2 protein-coding genes (1 of these 2 running past the window's edge) are annotated in these 21,883 nt (G+C 71.9%); both read right to left on the reverse strand.

The features are described from left to right. Positions 1–1,422 (reverse strand): MFS transporter, encoded by a 1,422-nt coding sequence (locus LXT23_RS47675; RefSeq protein WP_253987212.1) that lies wholly within the window; start codon positions 1,420–1,422, stop codon positions 1–3. After that, positions 1,419–21,883 carry the 3' end of a non-ribosomal peptide synthase/polyketide synthase gene (locus LXT23_RS47680; protein WP_253987213.1) on the reverse strand. Its footprint extends 26,752 nt past the window's final position, so 20,465 of the gene's 47,217 nt are visible here — the last part of the coding sequence; the start codon falls outside the window, past its right edge; the stop codon is at positions 1,419–1,421. The genes LXT23_RS47675 and LXT23_RS47680 overlap by 4 nt, the downstream gene beginning before the upstream one ends.

Genomic DNA, 21,883 nt, shown 5'->3' on the forward strand with positions numbered 1-21,883 from the left:
TCAGGCCTCGGTGCCTCCAGAGGTGGCCAACCGTGCCGGAGCCCCGGTGTCACCCGGTGCAGGGCTGGCGGGCGCGGTGCTCGCGGTGGCGGGGTGGACGGGCAGCGCGTCAGGCAGCTCCGTCTCCACGTTGCGCACTCGCGGAGACAGCCACAGCGCCACCACGTTCGTCAGCATCAGCACGCTCAGCATGAGGAACATGACCGCGATGCCGCGCCCCTGCCCGGTGCCAATCACGCGCCCCACGCTCGAGGCGAGCGCGCCCCCGGGCGCCATCCACGGCTCGAAGAGCCTGTCCGCGAGGAACCCCGCCACGAGCGTCACCACGAGGTTCGTGCCCTGGAAGACGACCCGCCGGAGGGAGGCCACGCGTCCCTGTAGCACCGCGGGTACCTTGGTCTGCCAGATGACCTGGTTGCAGCCGGAGATGAGCGGGAAGGTGAAGATGAAGACGGCCGCCGCGCTCGCGATGAGGGGCACGCTGGGAGGCAGCACCGCCAGCAGCAGCACGAGCGCGCCCACGATGGGGAAGCCCACCAGCCCGAGGATGCGGCGCCGGGGACCTCCCCACACGCTCATGACGATGCCGCCCAGCAGCCCTCCCATGCCGGCGATGGCGGCAATCCACTTCAGCGAGTGGATGTCCGTGAAGGCGAGCACCAGCGGGTTGATGAGCAGCATCACCATGCCCACCGCGAAGGTGTTGCCCGTAATGAAGAGCAACAGGCCGCGCAGCCCCGGCCGCTCCCGGATGAAGTGCCAGCTCTCCGCCAGGTCCTCCTTCAGCGAGTGTCGGCCCGGAGCCCTTGGGGGCGGGGCGGGGAAGCGCACGAGCAGCAGTGCGCCGATGGAGAAGAAGTAGGAGACCGAGTCCAGCAGCAGGATGCCGCTCAGCCCGATGGCGCTGTCCAGCGAGGCGGCGAGCAGCGGGCCACCGATGTGGGCGACGGCCGCGCTCAGCTCCGTCATGCCGCTGGCGCGTCCCAGGTGCCGCTTGGGGACCAGCAGCGGCACGCTGGCCATCCACGCCGGGTAGCACAACGCGGAGCAGGCCGAGCCGAGGAAGACGGGCAGGTAGAAGTACCAGTGCTGGATGGTCCAGAGCCCCGCGTCCTGGCCGGCGAACAGCGCCCAGATGAGGAAGATGCTGAACGCCGCGCCCAGGTCCCCCAGCACCATGAGCTTCCGGCGGTCCAGGCGGTCCGCCAGGATTCCCGCCACGGGGGAGATGAGCACCAGGGGCAGGGTGCTGAAGAAGATGACCAGGGCGAACCGGGTGACGGACCCGGACGTGTTGTAGACGTACGCCCCGAGCGCGAAGTTCGTCAGTCCCGTCCCCAGCTTGGAGATGAGCTGCCCGAGCCAGACCGTGCCGAAGGTGCGCAGTGACTGGCTCGGGGAGGTGGGGACGGCGGGGCTCATGAGGCTTCGCGCTCCAGGGTGTCCAGGTGGGGTGCGAGCCCCTCCTTCACGCGGGACACATGGGGCTCGCTCAGCAGGGTGTAGTGGTCGCCCGGCACTTCATACACCGTGAGCCCGCTGGTGAGCCATGCGCGCCACCCCAGGTCCTCCCCGCGCTCCACGGCGGCGACGGACGTGGCGGCGCGGAAGAGCACGGTGGGGCCCGTGTAGGCACTCGCGGGCACGTAGGTGCGCTGGGCCTGGCTGAGTCGCTGGTAGACGCGGAAGAGGCGCTCGGCGAAGTCCAGGTCCAGCTTGAGCGCGCCCGAGGGCGAGCGCCGTGTCTGCTCCAGCACGTAGGCCAGGGCCTGCCGGACGTCCATCTCCGCCAGGCGCTCCACGTCCAGCGAGAGCTCCTGCCACGCCAGCCCGAGGATGCGACCGAAGCTGGCAAGCTGCATGAGCAGGTCCGGCTCGGGCCGGTGCTGGCCGGTGGGGGCGTGGCTGTCGAACATCGCCAGCAGCTCCACCTTCTCACCCTCCGCCTGGAGCAGGCGGGCCATCTCGTATGCCACGAGTCCGCCGAAGGACCAGCCGCCGAGGAGGTAGGGCCCCTCGGGCTGCACGGAGCGCAGCTGCGACAGGTAGTCGCGCGCGAGGACCTCGACGGAGGCGACGGGCAGCTCGCCGCCTTCCATGCCGGAGGCGGACAGGCCGTAGACGGGCCTGTCGGTGCCGAGGTGGCGGACGAGGTCCGCGTAGCCCAGCACGCTGCCGCCACCGCCGTGGACGAGGAAGAAGGGCCGGCGGGTCGACGTGCCCGTGTCCAGCCGCATGAGGTTGGGCGTGGGTCGCGGGCCCTGCTTGCGCTGCTCCAGACGCACGGCCAGGCGCTCCACCGTGGCGCCCTGGAAGAGGGCCGACACGGGCAGCGCGACGCCCGTGCGCTCGCGCAGCAGGGCCATGAGGCGCACGGCCAGCAGCGAGTGGCCGCCGAGCGCGAAGAAGTCGTCGGTGACGCCGACCTTCTCCAGCCCCAGCACCTCGGCCCAGAGGGACGCCACGGCCTCCTCGGTGGGAGTGCGCGGGGCGACGTAGCCGGTGCTGCTGACGGCGGCATCCGGCACGGGCAGGGCCTTGCGGTCCACCTTGCCGTTGGGCGTGAGGGGCAGGGCCTCCAGGACGACGAAGGCGGAGGGCACCATGTGCTCGGGCAGCTGCTGCTTGAGGGCGGCGCGGAGTGACTCCGCCTCGAGCGGCGCTCCGGGCGCGGGCTCCGCGTAGGCCACCAGGCGCTTGTCGCCCGGGCGGTCCTCGCGCACCAGCACCAGGGCCTGCCGGACGCCGGTTTGGGCGTTCAGCACGGCCTCGATTTCACCCAGTTCAATCCGGAAGCCACGCAGCTTCACCTGGAAGTCGGTGCGGCCCAGGTACTCCAGCGTGCCGTCCGCCTTCCAGCGCGCCCGGTCTCCCGAGCGGTAGAGGCGAGCGCCCGGCTCGGTGCTGAAGGCGTCGGGGATGAAGCGCTCGGCGGTCAGTTCCGGCTGGCCGAGGTAGCCGCGAGCCAGGCCCACGCCGCCGATGAACAGCTCTCCGGCGACACCCACGGGCACCGGCCGCAGGTGGCGGTCCAGCACGTAGAGGCGCGTGTTGGAGAGGCCCTTGCCCAGCGGCGGGCGCTGCCCATCCGGCTGGCACGCATGGAGCGTGGCCATGACGGTGGCCTCGGTGGGGCCGTAGGCGTTGAAGAACTTCCGGCCCGGGGCCCACTTCGCCACGACTTCGGCGGTGCAGGCCTCGCCGCCGGAGATGACCGTGCCCAGCGTCTCCAGCCCTTCCGTGGGCAGCACGGCCAGGACGGACGGCGGCAGCAGCACGGCGTCGATGGCCTGGGTGCGCAGCGTGTCCACCAGCGACTGACCGGGCAGCAGCGCCTCACGAGGCGCGAGCACCAGGGTGGCGCCGTGCAGCAGCGCCGTCGTCACCTCGTACACGGCGGCGTCGAAGCTGAAGGAGGCGAACTGGAGCACGCGCTGACCGGGACGCAGCCCGGTGGCCTGAGCCATATGGCGCGTCAGGTTGGGCACGCCGCGGTGGGCCACCATGACGCCCTTGGGGCGGCCGGTGGAGCCGGAGGTGTAGATGACGTACGCGAGGCTGTCGGCAGTGCCCACGCGGGCCGGCGCGGTGGCCGGGTGGTGGGACAGCTCGGCGGTGTCGAGCGCCAGCACGTCGCCGGAGAAGTCCGGCAGCGTGTCGCGCAGGTGCTCGTGGGTCAGCAGGACGGTGGCGCCAGAGTCCTGGAGCATGAAGTCCAGGCGCTCGCGCGGGTAGGCCGGGTCGAGCGGGACGTAGGCGCCGCCGGCCTTGAGCACACCCAGCATGCCGACGACGAGGTCGAACGAGCGCTCCACACACAGGGCCACACGCGTGTCGGGACGGATGCCCCGGGCGCGCAGCTCGTGGGCGAGCCGGCTGGCACGGGCATCCAGCTCACGGTAGCTGAGCGACTCGGAGCCGAAGCACAGGGCCTCGGCATCCGGAGTCCTGGCCACCTGGGCCTCGAACAGCTCGTGGACGCAGGCGCCGTCGTCGAACGTCGCGGCGGTGTCGTTCCACCGCGCGAGGAGCTGCTGCTCGTCCTCGCCCATCAGCGGCAGCTCGGACAGCCGCCGAGCCGGGTTGCCGGCAATGGCCTCCAGCAGCGTGCCGAAGTGCTTCGCCATGCGCTCGATGCTCGCACCGTCGAACAGGTCGGTGTTGTAGGTCAGCGAGCCGAACAGGCCATCGGTGGAAGACTGGATGGCCAGCGTGAGGTCGAACTTGGCGACGTGGGTGGGGGCCGCCACGGAGGACAGCTGCACGCCGGGCAGCGAGATGGAGGAGTCCGGCAGGTTCAGCAGCGAGAACATGACCTGGAACAGCGGCGAGCGGCTCAGGTCGCGCTCCTGGTGCAGCACCTCCACCAGCTTCTCGAACGGCACTTCCTGGTGGGCGTAGGCCCCCAGCGTGCTCTCGCGCACCTGGGCCAGCAGGGACGTGAAGGTGGCCTCGCCGGAGAAGCGGGCGCGCAGGGCCAGCGAGTTGACGAAGAAGCCGATGAGGCCCTCCGTCTCCGTGCGGTTGCGGCCCGCGATGGGCGAGCCCACGACGACGTCGTCCTGTCCCGAGTAGCGGTGCAGCAGCGTCTGCCACGCGGCGAGCAGCACCATGAAGACGGTGGCGTTGTGCTCGCGGGCAAGCCCTTCCAGCCGCTGCCCCAGCTCGGCCGGCAGCGAGAAGCCGCACACCGCGCCGCGGAAGGTCTGCACCGCCGGGCGGGGCCGGTCGGTGGGCAGCTCCAGCGCGCGCGGGGCGTCACCGAGCTGCTGCTTCCAGTAGCCGAGCTGCGCGTCGAGCACCTCGCCGCGCAGCCAGCTGCGCTGCCACACCGCGTAGTCGGAGTACTGCACCGGCAGCGGCGGGAGCTGGGGCTGCGCACCGGAGGCGAAGGCCTCGTACAGCGAGGCCAGCTCGCGCACCAGCACGCCCAGGGACCAGCCGTCGGAGACGATGTGGTGGACGTTGAGCAGCAGCACGTGGTCGTCGGACGCCAGCTTCAGCAGGGAGGCGCGGAACAGCGGCCCCCGGGCGAGGTCGAACGGGCGGACGCCCTCCTCGGTGGCCAGCCGGCGGGCCTCGGCCTCGCGCAGCTCGGCGGGCAGTGAGCCCAGGTCCACCACGGGCAGCGAGAAGGCCGACGCGGGGTGGATGACCTGCGCGGGCTCGCCGTGGTGGGCGGTGAAGGTGGTGCGCAGCGACTCGTGGCGCTGGACGAGTGCCTCCAGGCTCCGCTCCAGCGCCGTGACGTCCAGCGCCCCGGTGAGGCGCACCGGCGACGGCATGTTGTAGGCGGGGCTGCCCGGCTGGAGCTGGTCGAGGAACCACAGGCGCTGCTGGGCGAAGGACAGCGGCACCGTGGAGGTGGTCGAGCCACGCGCCGCCAGCCGGGGCGCCTGGAGCGCGCTTCCGGCCCGCTGCATGGACTCGATGCGCGCGGCGAGGGCCGCCACGGTGGGCGCCTCGAAGAGGGCTCGCAGGGGCAGCTCCACTCCCAGCGCGGAGCGCACGCGGGAGATGAGCTGCGTGGCCAGCAGCGAGTGGCCACCCAGCGCGAAGAAGCTGTCGGTGACACTCACCCGCGGCAGCTTGAGGACGGCCGCGAACAGCTCCGCCAGCTTCTCCTCCAGCGGGGTGCGCGGGGCGGTGAAGCCCTCCTCACCCTGCACGCTCCGCGCATCGGGCGCGGGGAGCAGGTTGCGCGCCAGCTTCCCGCTGGGCGTCAGCGGCAGGGCCTCCAGCGTGACGAAGGCGGAAGGCACCATGTACTCGGGCAGCCGCTGCTGGAGGAACGCGCGCAGGCTCTCGCTGTCCGGCGCGGGCGCCACACCAGCGACGGGCACCACGTAGGCGATGAGCCGCTTGTCGCCGGGAGCGACTTCCCGCACCACGGCGGCAACGTCGCGCACGTCGGGCGCGGCGCGGAGGACGGACTCCACCTCGCCCAGCTCCACGCGGAAGCCGCGCAGCTTCACCTGGCTGTCGATGCGGCCGAGGAACTCCAGCGTGCCGTCCGGCTTCCACTTCGCCGCGTCGCCGGTGCGGTACAGCCGCGCGCCCGGCTCGGTGCTGAAGGCGTCGGGCACGAAGGACTTCGCCGTGAGCTCGGGGCGGTCCAGGTAGCCGTGCGCCAGGTGCGTGCCGCCGACGTAGACCTCGCCGGGCACGCCCACGGGGCAGGGCTGGCCGTACGCATCCAGCACGTAGAGCCGCGTGTGGGACAGCGGGCCGCCGATGGACGGCAACCGAGGCCAGGAGGCCGGAGCGCCGTGCAGCCGGTGCGCGGAGACGACGTGCGTCTCGGACGGGCCGTACTGGTTCTCCAGAATGCAGCCCGGCAGCTTCTCGAAGAAGGCCACCAGGGCCGGAGTCACCTGGAGCTGCTCACCCGCCGTCACCACCTCGCGCAGCGCGCGGGGCAGCGAGGCTCCGTGGGACACGGCGTCCGCCATGGCCTGGAGCGCGACGAACGGAAGGAACAGTCGTTCCACCGCGTGCCGGTCCATGAACCCGAGCAGCGCCGGGATGTCCTGGCGCAGGCCGCCCGTGGGCAGCAGCAGGGTGCCGCCGGCCCACCAGGTGCTGAACAGCTCCTGGAAGGACACGTCGAAGTTGAGCGACGCGAACTGCAGGGTGACGCCCGCCGGGTGGACGGATTGGCCGTGCTGCCACGCCAGCAGGTGGCTCAGCGCTCGGTGGGGCATGACGATGCCCTTGGGCCGGCCGGTGCTGCCGGACGTGTAGATGAAGTAGCAGCCGGCCTCGGGCGTGACGTCCCGCGCCGGCGCGTGGGCCGGCTGGCGGGCGAGAGCCTCGGCTTCGGTGTCCATGGCCACCTGGTGGGCGCGCAGCCCCGGAGGCAGCGTGGCGGCCAGGTGCGACTGCGTGAGGATGACGGGGGCCTTCGCATCCTCCAGCATGAAGGCCAGCCGCTCGGCCGGGTAGCTCGGGTCCAGTGGCAGGTAGGCGGCGCCGGCCTTGAGCGTGGCCAGCACGGCGACGGCCATGTCCAGGCTCTTGTCCAGGCACAGGCCCACCGTGCCGCCCGCGGGCACACCCAGGGCGATGAGGTGGTGCGCCACCTGGTTGGCGCGACGCTCCAGCTCCGCGTAGGTGAGCGAGTGCGTGCCATCGGTAACGGCGACCGCATGCGGCGTGCGCAGGGCCTGCGCCTCCACGGGGCGGTGCACCAGCACGGGCGTGTAGGGCTCGCGCGACGTGTCGTTCCACTCCACGACGAGCTGGCTGCGCTCCTCGGCCCCGAGCAGCGGCAGGCGCCACAGGGGCTGGCCCGCGTCGGCGACCGCGCCTTCGAGCAGGCGGACGAGGTGGGCGCTCATGCGCCGCGCCGTCCCGGCGTCGAAGAGGTCGGTGTTGTACTGGAACAGGCCGGAGACCTCGTCGCCGGAGTCGACGAGCAGCAGGGTCAGGTCGAACTTCGCCGTGCCGCTGTCCACCTCCAGCTGATGGACTCCGTCGGTGGTGCCTGCGTCCTCCGTCGCCTGCGGGCGCGCGGTGGTCTGCAGGGCGAGCATCACCTGGAACAGCGGCGAGCGGCTCAGGTCGCGCTCCACGCGCAGCTCGTCCACCAGCTTCTCGAAGGGGACGTCCTGGTGGCCGTAGGCGCCGAGCGTCGTCTCCTTCACCTGGGCGAGCAGCTCACGGAAGCGCAGCTGTGGCGCCAGCCGTCCCCGCAGGGCCAGCGTGTTGACGAAGAAGCCGACGATGCCCTCCAGCTCGGTCCGCTGGCGGTTGGCGATGGGCGAGCCCACGACGAGGTCTTCCTGGCCCGAGTACCGGGACAGCAGCACCTGGAAGGCCGCGAGCAGCGCCATGAAGGGTGTGACGCCCTCGCGCTCGCACAGCGCGTGGAGGGCGGCGGTGAGCTCCCGGCCCAGGTGCACCTGCAGGGTGGCGCCACGGTCCGTCTGCACGGCCGGGCGGGGCCGGTCGGTGGGCAGCTCCAGCGCATGCGGCGCGCCCGCGAGGTGGTTGCGCCACCACGCCAGCTGCTCTTCCAGCGCTGCTCCGCGCAGCCAGTCCCGCTGCCAGGCCGCGTAGTCGGCGTACCGCAGCGGCAGCGGCGCCAGGGGCGAGGGCAGGCCCTGCGAGAAGGCGGCGTAGAGGGCCCCCACGTCACGCATGAGGATGCCGTTGGACCAGCCGTCCGACACGATGTGGTGCACGGTGACGAGCAGCACGTGCTGCTCGTCCGACAGGCGCACCAGGGTGGCGCGAATCAGCGGGGCTCGCGTCAGGTCGAAGGGCTGCTGGGCCTCCGCGAGGGCCAGGCGACGGGCCTCTTCCTCGCGCTGGGACTCGGGCACCTCGCCCAGGTCCACCCGCGTCAGCGTCAGCTCGGCCTCCGGGTGGATGCGCTGGACGGGCTCGCCGGCCTCGCGAGCGTGGAAGGAGGTGCGCAGCGACTCGTGACGGCGGACGAGCCCCTGGAGGGCGCGGGTCAGCGCCTCCTGGTGCAGCGCGCCTTCGAGCCGCAGGGCGAACGGGATGTTGTAGGCGGCGCTGCCGGGCTCGAGCTGGTCGAGGACCCACAGCCGCTGCTGGGCGAAGGACAGGGGCAGCTCGCCCAGGCGGGGCACGGGCACCAGGGGCGGAATGCGCGTGCCGGTGCGAGCGGCTTCGACCCTCGGAGCCAGCAGGGCGATGGTGGGAGCCTCGAAGAGCGCGCGCACGGGCAGCTCGACCTCGAAGTCCCTGCGGACGCGGGAGACGACCTGGGTCGCGAGCAGCGAGTGTCCGCCGAGGGCGAAGAAGTCGTCGTGCACGCCGACCTTCTCCAGGTGCAGCACCTCGGCCCAGATGGCGGCCAGCCGTGCCTCGGTGGTCGTGCGGGGCGCCACGTAGGTGCTGCCGGGCTCGGCCGCCATGTCCGGCGCGAGCAGGGCCTTGCGGTCGATCTTGCCGTGGGTGTTGAGGGGCAGGGCCGCCAGGAAGACGAAGGCGGAAGGCACCATGTACTCGGGCAGCGACTGCAGCAGCGAGGTGCGCAGGGTGGCGGTGTCGAGGGAGGCGCCCTCGTCGGTGACGAGGTAGGCGACCAGGCGCGGGTTGCCGGGCACGTCCTCGCGCGCCAGCACCACGGCGCGGCGGACGGCGGCGTCCGTCTCCAGTGCAGTTTCGATTTCGCCCAGCTCGATGCGGAAGCCGCGCAGCTTCACCTGGAAGTCGATGCGGCCCAGGTAGTCGAGCTCGCCAGTGGCCAGCCAGCGCACCTTGTCGCCGGTGCGGTAGAGGCGGGCGCCCGGAGTGGCCGAGAACGGGTCGGGGATGAACTTCTCGGCGGTGAGCTCGGGGCGGTTGAGGTAGCCGCGAGAGACGCCCGCGCCGCCGATGAAGAGCTCTCCGGGGACGCCGGTGGGGACCGGCTGCAGGCGCTCGTCGAGGACGTACACCTGGACGTTGGCCAGGGGGCCGCCGAGGGTGGGGCGGGAGGCGCCGCGAATGGCGCGGGCGGTGGTGTCGACGGTGCACTCGGTGGGGCCGTAGACGTTGAAGCACTGGATGAAGGGGTGGGCGGCAAGCTTTGCCCAGAGGACTTCAGCCACGGCCTCGCCGCCGACGAGGACACGCAGCTCGCGGTGGGAGCCCAGGCCCTCTTCCAGCAGCAGGCGCAGGTGCGAGGGCGAGCAGTCGAGCACGTCGACGCCGTGCTTCTGCACCCAGGCGTTGAGGAGCGTCACGTCCTCGCGAGCCGTCTGGGGCACCACGCACAGGGCATGGCCGTCAGCAATCTGGATGAGTTGCTTGACGGAGGCATCGAAGGCGAGCGGCGCATTGAGGCTGACGCGCAGGCCGGGCTTGGCGTCCGCGTACACAGCGGAGGCAAGCGCGGCGCGCAGGTTCATCACCGAGGCGTGCTGCACCATGACGCCCTTGGGACGGCCGGTGGAGCCGGAGGTGTAGATGACGTAGGCGACGTGCTCGGGCGCGGTGACGTGCGCCAGGTTGGCGTCCGACTCACGCGAGAGCTGCTCGCGCACCGCTTCGTCATCGACGAACACCGCTTCCGCGGTGGACCCCTCGAAGCGCTCGGACAGGTGGCGCTGGGTGAGGGCGAGGCGCGCGCCGCAGTCCTGGAGCATGAAGGCCAGGCGCTCGCGCGGGTAGGCCGGGTCCATGGGGACGTAGGCGCCACCGGCCTTGAGGATGGCGAGGACGGCGACGACCATGTCGACGCCACGCTCCATGCAGAGGGCGACACGCACCTCGGGACCGGCACCCCGCGTCCGCAGCCAGCGGGCGAGCTGGTTGACGCGGCGGTTGAGCAGGCCGAAGGAGAGCGAAGCCGAGTCATCGAGGACGGCGAGGGCGTCCGGCGTGAGGGCGGCCTGGGCCTCGAAGCGCTCGTGCAGCGCGCCGTTCCACGGCAGCTCGCGACGCGTGTCATTCCAACGCACCAGTACCTGCTGCCGCTCGGAGGCGGGCAGCAGCGGCAGGTCACCCACGCGCTTCTCCGGTGCGGTGACGGCGGCCTCCACCAGGGTGGCGAGGTGCTGCACCATCCGGGCGATGGTGGCCGACTCGAACAGGTCGGTGCGGTAGGCCAGCGTGCCGGCGAAGCCTTCCGGCGTCTCGCCCAGGGTCAGCGTCAGGTCGAACTTCGTCGTCTGGATGTCGGCGTCGAAGGCCTCCAGGCGCAGCGGCGGGCCGCTCTGGGCACCACCCTTGACCTCCATGGAGGAGACAGGGGTGTTCTGCAGCACCAGCATCACCTGGAAGAGAGGCGAGTGGCTGAAGCTGCGCTGCGGACGCAGCTCCTCGACGAGCTTCTCGAAGGGGACGTCCTGGTGCTCGTAGGCGCCGAGGGTGGCGGCGCGGGCGCGGGCCAGCAGCTCACGGAAGGTCGCTTCCGGGTTCACCTGACCGCGCAGCACCAGCGTGTTGACGAAGAAGCCGATGAGGCCCTCCGTCTCCGCGCGGGTGCGGCCAGCGATGGGCACGCCGACGGAGATGTCCTGCTGGCCGGAGTAGCGGGCCAGCAGCATCTGCCAGAGGGTGAGCAGCGCCATGAAGGGCGTGATGCCCTCGCGCTGGCAGAGGGCCAGCAGCGCGTCCGTGGCGGACTTGGACAGCTGCACGGGCTGGTAGGCGCCGCGGTTGGACTGGACGGCCGGACGGGCCTTGTCGGTGGGCAGCTCCAGCACCGGAGCCGCGCCGGTGAGCTGCTTCCGCCAGTAATCCAGCTGGCGCTCCAGGGCCTCGTCCTTGAGCCACGAGCGCTGCCAGGCGGCGAAGTCGGCGTACTGCACGGGCAGGGCCGGCAGCTGCGCGGGCTGGGCGGTGACATGCGCCGCGTAGAACGCGGTCAGCTCGCGCATCAGCACGCCCGAGGACCAGCCATCGGACACGATGTGGTGCAGCGTGCCGACGAGCACGAAGTGGTCGGACGACAGCCGCAGCAGCACGGCACGGAACAGCGGCCCACGCGCGAGGTCGAACGGCTGCTGGACCTCGTGGGCGACCCGACGCCGGGCTTCGGCTTCGGCCTCGTCGGGCGGCAGGTTGGTCAGGTCCACCACCGGCACCGTGAAGTGCGACGCCGGGTGGATGACCTGCACGGGCTGACCGTCGTCACTCACCGCGAAGGTGGTGCGCAGGGACTCGTGACGCTCCACCAGCGAAGAGAACGCCTTGTCCAGCGCGCTCAAGTCCAGCGGCCCGCTGAGCCGCAGCGCGGTGGGCATGTTGTACGTGGCGCTGCCGGGCTCCAGCTGATCGATGACCCACAGGCGCTGCTGCGCGAAGGACAGCGGCAGCGCACCCTCGCGCGACACAGGTGCCAGGGGCGGAGCCTGGACCGTGTTCAAGTGCATCGCCGCGTCGATGCGCCGCGCGAGGGCGGACAGGACGGGGGCCTGGAAGAGGGCGAGCAGCGGCAGCTCCACGCCGAAGGTGACGCGGACGCGCGAGATGACCTGCGTAGCCAGCAGCGAGTGGCCGCCCAGCTCGAAGAAGTTGTCGTTCGAGCCGATCTTCTGGATGCCGAGCACCTGCGCCCAGATGGCGGCGAGCAGCTCCTCGGTGGGCGTGCGCGGGGCGACGTAGCCGGCGCTCGGGGCAGAGGTGTCCGGAGCGGGCAGGGCCTTGCGGTCGATCTTGCCGTGGGTGTTGAGGGGCAGGGCCGCCAGGAAGACGAAGGCGGAGGGCACCATGTACTCGGGCAGCGATTGCAGCAGCGAGGTGCGCAGGGCGGCGGAGTCGAGGGGGGTGCCCTCTTCGGTGACGAGGTAGGCGACGAGGCGCGGGTTGCCGGGCACGTCCTCGCGCGCCAGCACCACGGCGCGGCGGACGGCGGCGTCCGTCTCCAGCGCGGCTTCGATTTCACCCAGCTCGATGCGGAAGCCGCGCAGCTTCACCTGGAAGTCGATGCGGCCCAGGTAGTCGAGCTCGCCGGTGGCCAGCCAGCGCACCTTGTCGCCGGTGCGGTAGAGGCGAGCGCCCGGAGTGGCCGAGAACGGGTCGGGGATGAACTTCTCGGCGGTGAGCTCGGGGCGGTTGAGGTAGCCGCGAGAGACGCCCGCGCCGCCGATGAAGAGCTCTCCGGGGACGCCGGTGGGCACTGGCTGCAGGCGCTCGTCGAGGACGTACACCTGGACGTTGGTCAGGGGGCCGCCGAGGGTGGGGCGAGACGCGCCGCGAATGGCGCGGGCGGTGGTGTCGACGGTGCACTCGGTGGGGCCGTAGACGTTGAAGCACTGGATGAAGGGGTGGGCGGCAAGCTTTGCCCAGAGGACTTCATCCACGGCCTCGCCGCCGACGAGGACACGCAGCTCGCGGTGGGAGCCCAGGCCCTCTTCCAGCAGCAGGCGCAGGTGCGAGGGCGAGCAGTCGAGCACGTCGACGCCGTGCTTCTGCACCCAGGCGTTGAGGAGCGTCACGTCCTCGCGGGCCGTCTGGGGCACCACGCACAGGGCGTGGCCGTCGGCAATCTGGATGAGTTGCTTGACGGAGGCATCGAAGGCGAGCGGCGCATTGAGGCTGACGCGCAGGGCGCCCTTCGCGTCCGCATACACAGCGGAGGCGAGCGCGGCGCGCAGGTTCATCACCGAGGCGTGCTGCACCATGACGCCCTTGGGACGGCCGGTGGAGCCGGAGGTGTAGATGACGTAGGCGACGTGCTCGGGCGCGGTGACGTGCGCCAGGTTGGCGTCCGACTCACGCGAGAGCTGCTCGCGCACCGCTTCGTCATCGACGAACACCGCTTCCGCGGTGGAGCCCTCGAAGCGCTCGGACAGGTGGCGCTGGGTAAGGGCGAGGCGTGCGCCGCAGTCCTGGAGCATGAAGGCCAGGCGCTCGCGCGGGTAGGCCGGGTCCATGGGGACGTAGGCACCACCGGCCTTGAGGATGGCGAGGACGGCGACGACCATGTCGACGCCACGCTCCATGCACAGGGCGACGCGCACCTCGGGGCCCACCCCCCGCGTCCGCAGCCAGCGGGCGAGCTGGTTGACGCGGCGGTTGAGCAGGCCGAAGGAGAGCGAGGCCGAGTCATCGAGGACAGCGAGGGCGTCCGGCGTGAGGGCGGCCTGGGCCTCGAAGCGCTCATGCAGCGCGCCGGTCCACGGCAGCTCGCGACGGGTGTCGTTCCATCCGGCCACGAGCTGGTGACGCTCGGAAGCAGGCAGCAGCGGCAGGTCACCCACGCGAGAGTCGGGGGCGTGGATCGCCGCCTCCAGCAGGGTGGCGAGGTGCTGCACCATCCGGGCGATGGTGGCCTGCTCGAACAGGTCGGTGCGGTAGCCCAGCGTTCCAGCCAGGCCTTCCGGCGTCTCACTCAGCGACAGCGTCAGGTCGAACTTCGTCGTCTGGACGTCGGCGTCGAAGGCCTCCAGGCGCAGCGGCGGGCCGCTCTGGGCGCCACCCTTGACCTCCATGGTGGAGACAGGGGTGTTCTGCAGCACCAGCATCACCTGGAAGAGAGGCGAGTGGCTGAAGCTGCGCTGTGGACGCAGCTCCTCGACGAGCTTTTCGAACGGGACGTCCTGGTGCTCGTAGGCGCCGAGGGTGGCGGCGCGGGCGCGGGCCAGCAGCTCACGGAAGGTGGCCTCGGGGCTCACCTGGCCGCGGAGCACCAGTGTGTTGACGAAGAAGCCGATGAGGCCTTCCGTCTCCGCACGGGTACGACCGGCGATGGGGGAGCCGATGGAGATGTCCTCCTGGCCGGAGTAGCGGGCCAGCAGCATCTGCCAGACGGTGAGCAGCGCCATGAAGGGCGTGATGCCTTCACGCTGGCAGAGGGCTAGCAGCGCGTCCGTGACGGACTTGGACAGCTGCACGGGCTGGTAGGCACCGCGGTTGGACTGGACGGCCGGGCGAGGCTTGTCGGTAGGCAGCTCCAGCACGGGAGCCGCGCCGGTGAGCTGCTTCCGCCAGTAAGCCAGCTGGCGCTCCAGGGCCTCGTCCTTGAGCCACGAGCGCTGCCAGGCGGCGAAGTCGGCGTACTGCACGGGCAGGGCCGGCAGCTGCGCGGGCTGGCCGTTGACATGCGCCGCGTAGAACGCGGTCAGCTCCTGCATCAGCACGCCCATGGACCAGCCATCGGACACGATGTGGTGCTGCGTCCCGATGAGCACGTGGTCGTCGGCGGACAGCCGCAGCAGCAGGGCGCGGAACAGCGGCCCGTGCTCCAGGTCGAACGGGCGCACGCCTTCTTCGGTGGCCAGGCGCAGGGCCTCGGCCTCGCGCTGCTCGGCGGGCTGCGCGCCCAGGTCCACCACGGGCAGTTGGAACGCCGTGGCCGGGTGGATGACCTGCACCGGCTCGCCCCCGTTGGAGGCGAAGGTGGTGCGCAGCGACTCGTGACGCTCCACCAGCGAGGTGAACGCCTGCTCCAGCGCGCTCACGTCCAGCGGCCCGCGCAGGCGCAGGGCCGTCGGCATGTTGTACGTCGAGCTTCCGGGCTCCAGCTGGTCGATGACCCACAGCCGCTGCTGCGCGAAGGACAGCGGCAGCGCGCCCTCGCGCGAGACAGGCGCCAAGGGCGGAACCTGGACGGCCGTCGAGCGGCGGGCCTCGTCGATGCGCCTTGCGAGCGCGGAGAGGACCGGCGCCTCGAAGAGGGCCCGCAGGGGCAACTCCACACTGAAGGCGACGCGGATGCGCGAGATGACCTGCGTGGCCAGCAGCGAGTGTCCACCCAGCTCGAAGAAGTGGTCCTCCGCGCCGACCCTCGCGACACCGAGCACCTGCGCCCAGATGGTCGCTAGCAGCTCCTCGGTGGGAGTGCGCGGGGCGACGTAGCCGGTGCTGCCGACGGCGGCGTCCGGCACGGGCAGGGCCTTGCGGTCCACCTTGCCGTTGGGCGTGAGCGGCAGCTCGTCCATCACCACGAAGGCGGACGGCACCATGTGCTCGGGCAGCCGCTGCTTGAGGGCGGCGCGGAGCGTCTCCGTCTCCAGCGTGGCACCCGGCGCGGGCACCACGTACGCGACGAGGCGCTTGTCGCCCGGCCGGTCCTCGCGCAACAGCACCAGGGTCTGTTGCACGCCGGTGTGGGCGTTCAGCACGGCCTCGATTTCACCCAGCTCGATGCGGAAGCCACGCAGCTTCACCTGGAAGTCGGTGCGGCCCAGGAAGTCGAGCGTGCCGTCCGCCTTCCAGCGCACGAGGTCGCCCGAGCGGTAGAGGCGAGCGCCCGGCTCGGTGCTGAAGGCGTCGGGGATGAAGCGCTCCGCGGTCAGCTCCGGTCGGCCGAGGTAGCCGCGAGCCAGGCCCACGCCGCCGATGAACAGCTCTCCGGAGACGCCCATGGGTACCGGACGCAGGTGCCGGTCCAGCACGTAGAGGCGCGTGTTGGAGAGCGCCTTGCCCAGCGGCGGACGCTGGCCATCCGGCTGGCAGTCATGGAGGAGGGCGATGACGGTGTCTTCGGTGGGGCCGTAGACGTTGAAGAAGCGCCGGCCCGGGGCCCACTTCGCCACGACTTCGGCGCTGCAGGCCTCGCCGCCAGTGATGAGGGTGCCCAGCGTCTCCAGGCCTTCCGTGGGCAGCACGGCCAGGACGGACGGCGGCAGCAGCACGGAGTCGATGGCCTGGGTGCGCAGCGTGTCCGTCAGGGCCTGGCCGGGCATCAGTGCTTCGCGAGCTGCCAGCACCAGGGTGGCGCCGTGCAGCAGCGTCGTCATCACCTCGTGCACGGAGGCGTCGAAGCTGTAGGAGGCGAACTGGAGCACGCGCTGGCCGGGCTCGAGGCCGGTGGCCTGGGCCATATGGCGCGTCAGGTTGGGCACGCCGCGGTGGGCCACCATGACGCCCTTGGGGCGGCCAGTGGAGCCGGAGGTGTAGATGACGTACGCGAGGTGGTCCGCCGTGCCCACGCGGGCCGGCGCGGTGGCCGGGTGGTGGGACAGCCCGGCGGTGTCGAGCGCCAGCACGTCGCCGGAGAAGGCCGGCAGCGTGTCGCGCAGGTGGTCCTGGGTCAGCAGGACGGTGGCGCCAGAGTCCTGGAGCATGAAGTCCAGGCGCTCGCGCGGGTAGGCCGGGTCGAGCGGGACGTAGGCGCCGCCGGCCTTGAGCACGCCCAGCATGCCGATGACGAGGTCGAACGAGCGCTCCACGCACAGGGCCACACGCGTGTCGGGACGGATGCCCCGGGTGCGCAGCTCGTGGGCGAGCCGGTTGGCGCGGGCATCCAGCTCGCGGTAGCTGAGCGACTCGGCGCCGAAGCACAGGGCCTCGGCATCAGGAGTCCTGGCCACCTGGGCCTCGAACAGCTCGTGGATGCAGGCGCCTTCGTCGAACGCCGCGGCCGTCTGGTTCCACTCCACCAGCAGTTGGTGCCGCTCGGCCGCGGGCATCAGCGCCAGCTCGGAGAGGCGCTGGCCGGGGTTGGCGGCGGCGGACTCCAGCAGCGTGCCCAGGTGCTCCACCAGGCGCTTCATGGTGGCCGCGTCGAACAGGTCGGTGTTGTAGCTCAGCGAGCCCTGCAGCCCGCCCGCGTCCGTCTGGATGGACAGCGAGAGGTCGAACTTGGCGGCCGTACCACCCGACGAGTCCAGGGCGGACAGCGTCAGGCCGGGCAGCGACAGCTCGGAGTCCGGCAGGTTCTGCACGGCGAACATGACCTGGAACACCGGCGAGCGGCTCAGGTCGCGCTCCTGGTGCAGCACCTCCACCAGCTTCTCGAAGGGCACGTCCTGGTGCGCGTAGGCGCCCAGCGTCGTCTCACGCACCTGACGCAGCAGGGACGTGAAGGTCGCCTCATCGGAGAAGCGCGCGCGCAGGGACAGCGAGTTGACGAAGAAGCCGATGAGGCCCTCCGTCTCCGTGCGGTTGCGGCCGGCGATGGGCGAGCCCACGACGACGTCGTCCTGACCCGAGTAGCGGTGCAGCAGCGTCTGGAACGCCGCCAGCAGCACCATGAAGGCGGTGGCGTTGTGCTCGCGGGCGAGCGTCTCCACCCGCTGCGACAGCGCGGACGGGAGCACGAACGGGAGCAGCGCCCCGGCGAACGTCTGCACGGCCGGGCGCGGCCTGTCGGTGGGCAGCTCCAGGGCCTGGGGCGCGCCGCTGAGCTGCTGCTTCCAGTAGCCGAGCTGCGCCTCCAGCACCTCGCCGCGCAGCCAGTCGCGCTGCCACAGCGCGAAGTCCGCGTACTGCACCGGCAGCGGCGGGAGCTGGGGCGTTCCGCCCGTGGCGAGCGTCTCGTACAGCGCGGCCAGCTCGCGCACGAGGATGCCCATGGACCAGCCGTCGGAGACGATGTGGTGCATCGTCAGCAGCAGCACGTGGTCCTCCGCCGCCAGCTTCAGCAGCGCGGCGCGGAAGAGCGGCCCTTCGGACAGGTCGAACGGGCGGTCGGCGTCCTCGCCGGCCAGCCGGCGGGCCTCGGCCTCGCGCTCCTCGCCGGGCAGCGCGCTCAGGTCCACCACGGGCAGCCGCCAGGCGGAGACCGGGTGGATGACCTGCACGGGCTCGCCCTGGTGGGAGGCGAAGGTGGTGCGCAGGGACTCGTGGCGCTGGATGAGCGCATCCAGGGCGCGCTCGAGCGCGGCGACGTCCAGCGCTCCCGTGAGGCGCACCGGCGACGGCATGTTGTAGGCCGAGCCCGGCTGGAGCTGCTCGAGGAACCACAGCCGCTGCTGCGCGAAGGACAGCGGCAGCCGGTCGACGCCGGAGGCACGCGCCACCAGGTCGGGCGCCTGGAGCTCGCGCCCGGAGCCCTGCTGCGAGTCGATGTACGTGGCGAGGGCGGCCACGGTGGGCGCCTCGAAGAGGACGCGCAGGGGCAGCTCCACCCCGAACGCGGAGCGCACGCGGGAGACGAGCTGCATGGCCAGCAGGGAGTGGCCGCCCAGCTCGAAGAAGTTGCCGGTGACGCTCACGCGCGGCAGGCGCAGGACGGCGGCGAACAGCTCCGCCAGCTTCGCCTCGGTGGGCGTGCGCGGCGCGACGTACTCCGCGTCTGGCGCGGCGGCGACGGACTCCGGTACGGGCAGCGCCTTGCGGTCCACCTTGGCGTTGGCCGTGAGGGGCAGGGTGTCCAGCCGCACCAGCGCGGAGGGCACCATGTACTCGGGCAGCCGCTGCTTCAGGGCCGCGCGCAGGGTGGCCATGTCGAGCGACTCGGGCGCCGCGACGTAGCCCACCAGGCGCTTGTCGCCGGGCACGTCCTCGCGCACCAGCGCCACGGCCTGGCCCACCTCGGGGAAGGCCAGCAGGGCGGTTTCCACTTCCGCCAGCTCGATGCGGTAGCCGCGCACCTTCACCTGGGCGTCGGCGCGGCCGAGGAACTCCAGCACGCCGTCGTTGCGCCAGCGGGCCAGGTCGCCCGTGCGGTAGAGGCGGGCGCCCGGGACGCCGGAGAGGGCATCGGGGACGAAGCGCTCGGCGGTGAGGGCGGACTGCTCCACGTAGCCACGAGCCACGCCGTCGCCGCCGATGAACAGCTCGCCGACGATGCCAGCAGGCACGGGCTGGCCGGCCGCGTCGAGCACGTAGACGCGGGTGTTGCCGATGGGCTTTCCGATGGGCACGGCGGTGCCCACGTGGGCCACGTGCGTCATGCGGTGGCACGAGGCGAAGAGCGTGGTCTCCGTCGGGCCGTAGCAGGCCGTCACCGGAATCTTCAGCTCCTCGAGGACGCGGCGGACATGCGGCGCACTCACGACGTCGCCACCGGTGAGCAGCTGGCGCACGCCGCGCAGGGCGGACAGGTGGTTGTCCACCACCTGGGTGAAGAGGCCGGCGGTGAGGTGCAGCGTCGTGACGCAGTGCTTCACCAGCACCCGCTCCAGCTCGTGCACGTCGGAGGGCGAGTGCGGCGGGAAGACGACCAGGCGGCCGCCGTGCAGCAGCGGCGCCCACAGCTCCAGGGTGGACGCGTCGAAGGAGACCGGCGCGATGAGGAGGAACGTCTCATCCGGGCCCAGGTGGGCGTAGTCGACGCCGAACACGGTGCGCAGGACTGCCGCCTGCGGCGTGCCGACGCCCTTGGGGCGGCCGGTGGAGCCGGACGTGAAGTCGATGTACGCGAGGCTGTCGGGCAGCCCGGCGAACGGCGGCGCGGTGTCGGGCTGCTGGGAGGGGTCGTTATCCTCCAGGACCAGGGTGACCACGCTCCGGTGCGGCAGCTTCGGCAGCAGCGCGCGGGTGGTGACGAGCACGCGGGGGCGCGAGTCCTCCATCATGGCCGCGCGGCGCTCACGCGGGTACGACGGGTCCAGCGGGACGTAGGCGCCGCCGGCCTTGAGGATGGCGAGGAGCGAGACGATGAGCTCCACCGAGCGGTCCACGGCCAGCGCCACGCGCGAGTCGGTGGACACACCGAGGGCGCGCAGGTGCCAGGACAGCTGGTTGGCGCGCTTGTCGAGCTGCCGGTAGGTCAGCTTCGCGCCGCCGAACTCCACGGCGACCTTGTCCGGGTAGCGGGCCACCACCTGCGCGAAGACCTCGGGCAGCGTGGAGCCGCGCGGGTACTCGGTGACGGTGGCGTTCCAGTCGACCAGGACCTGGTGACGCTCCTCGGCCGTCAGCATGGAGACGGACGCCAGGGGCGCCTCGGGCCGGGCAACCAGGGCCTCCACCAGCACGCGGAAGTGCTCCGCCATGCGCGCGGGCGTCGCCGCGTCGAAGAGGTCGGTGTTGTAGCCCAGCGAGCCGAAGATGCCGTCGGCCGCTTCCGTCAGGTTCAGCTCCAGCTCGAACTTCGCGACGCGGTACTCGACCTCCACCGGGCGCAGGGCCAGGCCGGGCAGCTCCTGCGCGCTCTCGCCTCCCGCGTTCTGCAGGGCGAAGAGGACCTGGAAGAGCGGCGTGCGGCTCAGGTCGCGCTCGGGGCGTAGCTCCTCCACCAGTCGCTCGAAGGGCACGTCCTGGTGCGCGTACGCGCCCAGGGCCGTCTCCCTCACCTGCTTCAGCAGCTCGCGGAAGGACTGCTCTCCGGACACCTCGGAGCGCAGCACCAGCGTGTTGACGAAGAAGCCGATGAGCTCCTCCGTCTCCGCGCGCTGGCGACCGGCGACGGGTGTGCCGACGCAGATGTCCTGCTGTCCGCTGTAGCGGGCCAGCAGCGCCTGCCACGCGGCCAGCAGCACCATGAAGGGCGTGACGCCTTCACGCTGGCACAGGGCCTTGAGGGCCTGGGCCACGGCCTGGGGCAGGGCGACGGGGACGAAGGCGCCCCGGAACGTCTTCACCGGCGGGCGCACCTTGTCGGTGGGCAGCTGCAGCGGCGCGGCGCCCGCGAGGTGGTGGCGCCAGTACGCCAGCTGCGCGTCCAGCACCTCGCCATGGAGCCACCCGCGCTGCCACACGGCGTAGTCGGCGTACTGCAGCGTCGGCTCGGGCAGCGGCGAGGGCTGGCCCTGGCCGAAGGCGCCGTAGAGCGCCGCCAGCTCGCGCACCAGCACACCCATGGACCAGCCGTCCGAGATGACGTGGTGCATGTTGAGCAACAGCACGTGCTCGGTCGGAGCCAGCTTCACCAGCATCGCGCGCAGCAGCGGGCCGGCGACGAGGTCGAAGCCGGTGGCAATCTCCTCCGTCAGCAGGCGGCGGGCCTCCGCGGCCGCGCTCGTGCCCAGGCCGCTCAGGTCCACCACGCGCAGCGGCAGCGCGGAGGCGGGCGCGATGACCTGCAGGGGCTCGCCCTGCTGCTCACGGAAGGTGGTGCGCAGCGACTCGTGGCGGCGCACCAGCTCGGTGAGGCCCTGACGCAGGGCCTCCACGTTCAGCGCACCCTCGAGCCGCACCGCCGTCGGGATGTTGTACGTCGCGTTGCCGGGCTCCAGCTGGTCGAGCAGCCACAGCCGCTGCTGGGCGAAGGACACCGGCAGCGCCGCACCCGTGCGCGGCGCGGGCACGAGCGGAGGCGGCGCGGGCAGCTCCACCAGCCCACGCGCGAGCAGCGAGCGGTGCACCTCGCGGGCGCGCTGGTGCAGCTCGCCCCAGGTGAGCGACTGGCCGTCCAGCTCCGCGGCCACCGTGTCCGGCGTCAGCCTTGCCTGGGCCTGGAGCAGCCGGTGCAGGCCGGCATGGGCCGCATTGGACGCGGCCGGCTCACGCCAGCCGTGGAAGAGCAGCTTCCGCTCCTCGGCCGTGAGCATGGGCACGGTGGACAGCGGACGGTCCGGGTCCGCCAGCGCGCCAGCGAGCAGCTCGCGCAGGTGGTCCACCATCCGCGCCGCCGTCGAGGCGTCGAACAGGTCGGTGCTGTACTCCAGCGAGCCCACCAGCCCGTTGCCGTCGTCGTTGACGGCCAGCGTGAGGTCGAACTTCGCGGAGGTCTGCTCGATTTCGACAGGGACGAGCCGCAGCCCCGGGCCCATCACCTGGGGCATGGGCGCGTTCTGGTACGCGAGCATCACCTGGAACAGCGGCGAGCGGCTCGCGTCGCGGTCGGGACGCACCACCTCCACCAGCT

The sequence above is a fragment of the Pyxidicoccus xibeiensis genome (assembly GCF_024198175.1).
Lineage (GTDB): Bacteria > Myxococcota > Myxococcia > Myxococcales > Myxococcaceae > Myxococcus > Myxococcus xibeiensis.

What these genes read in the sequence shown, in the direction of transcription:
- LXT23_RS47675 (WP_253987212.1), bottom strand. Translation starts at nt 1,422, where the DNA reads ATGAGCCCCGCCGTCCCCACCTCCCCGAGCCAGTCACTGCGCACCTTC.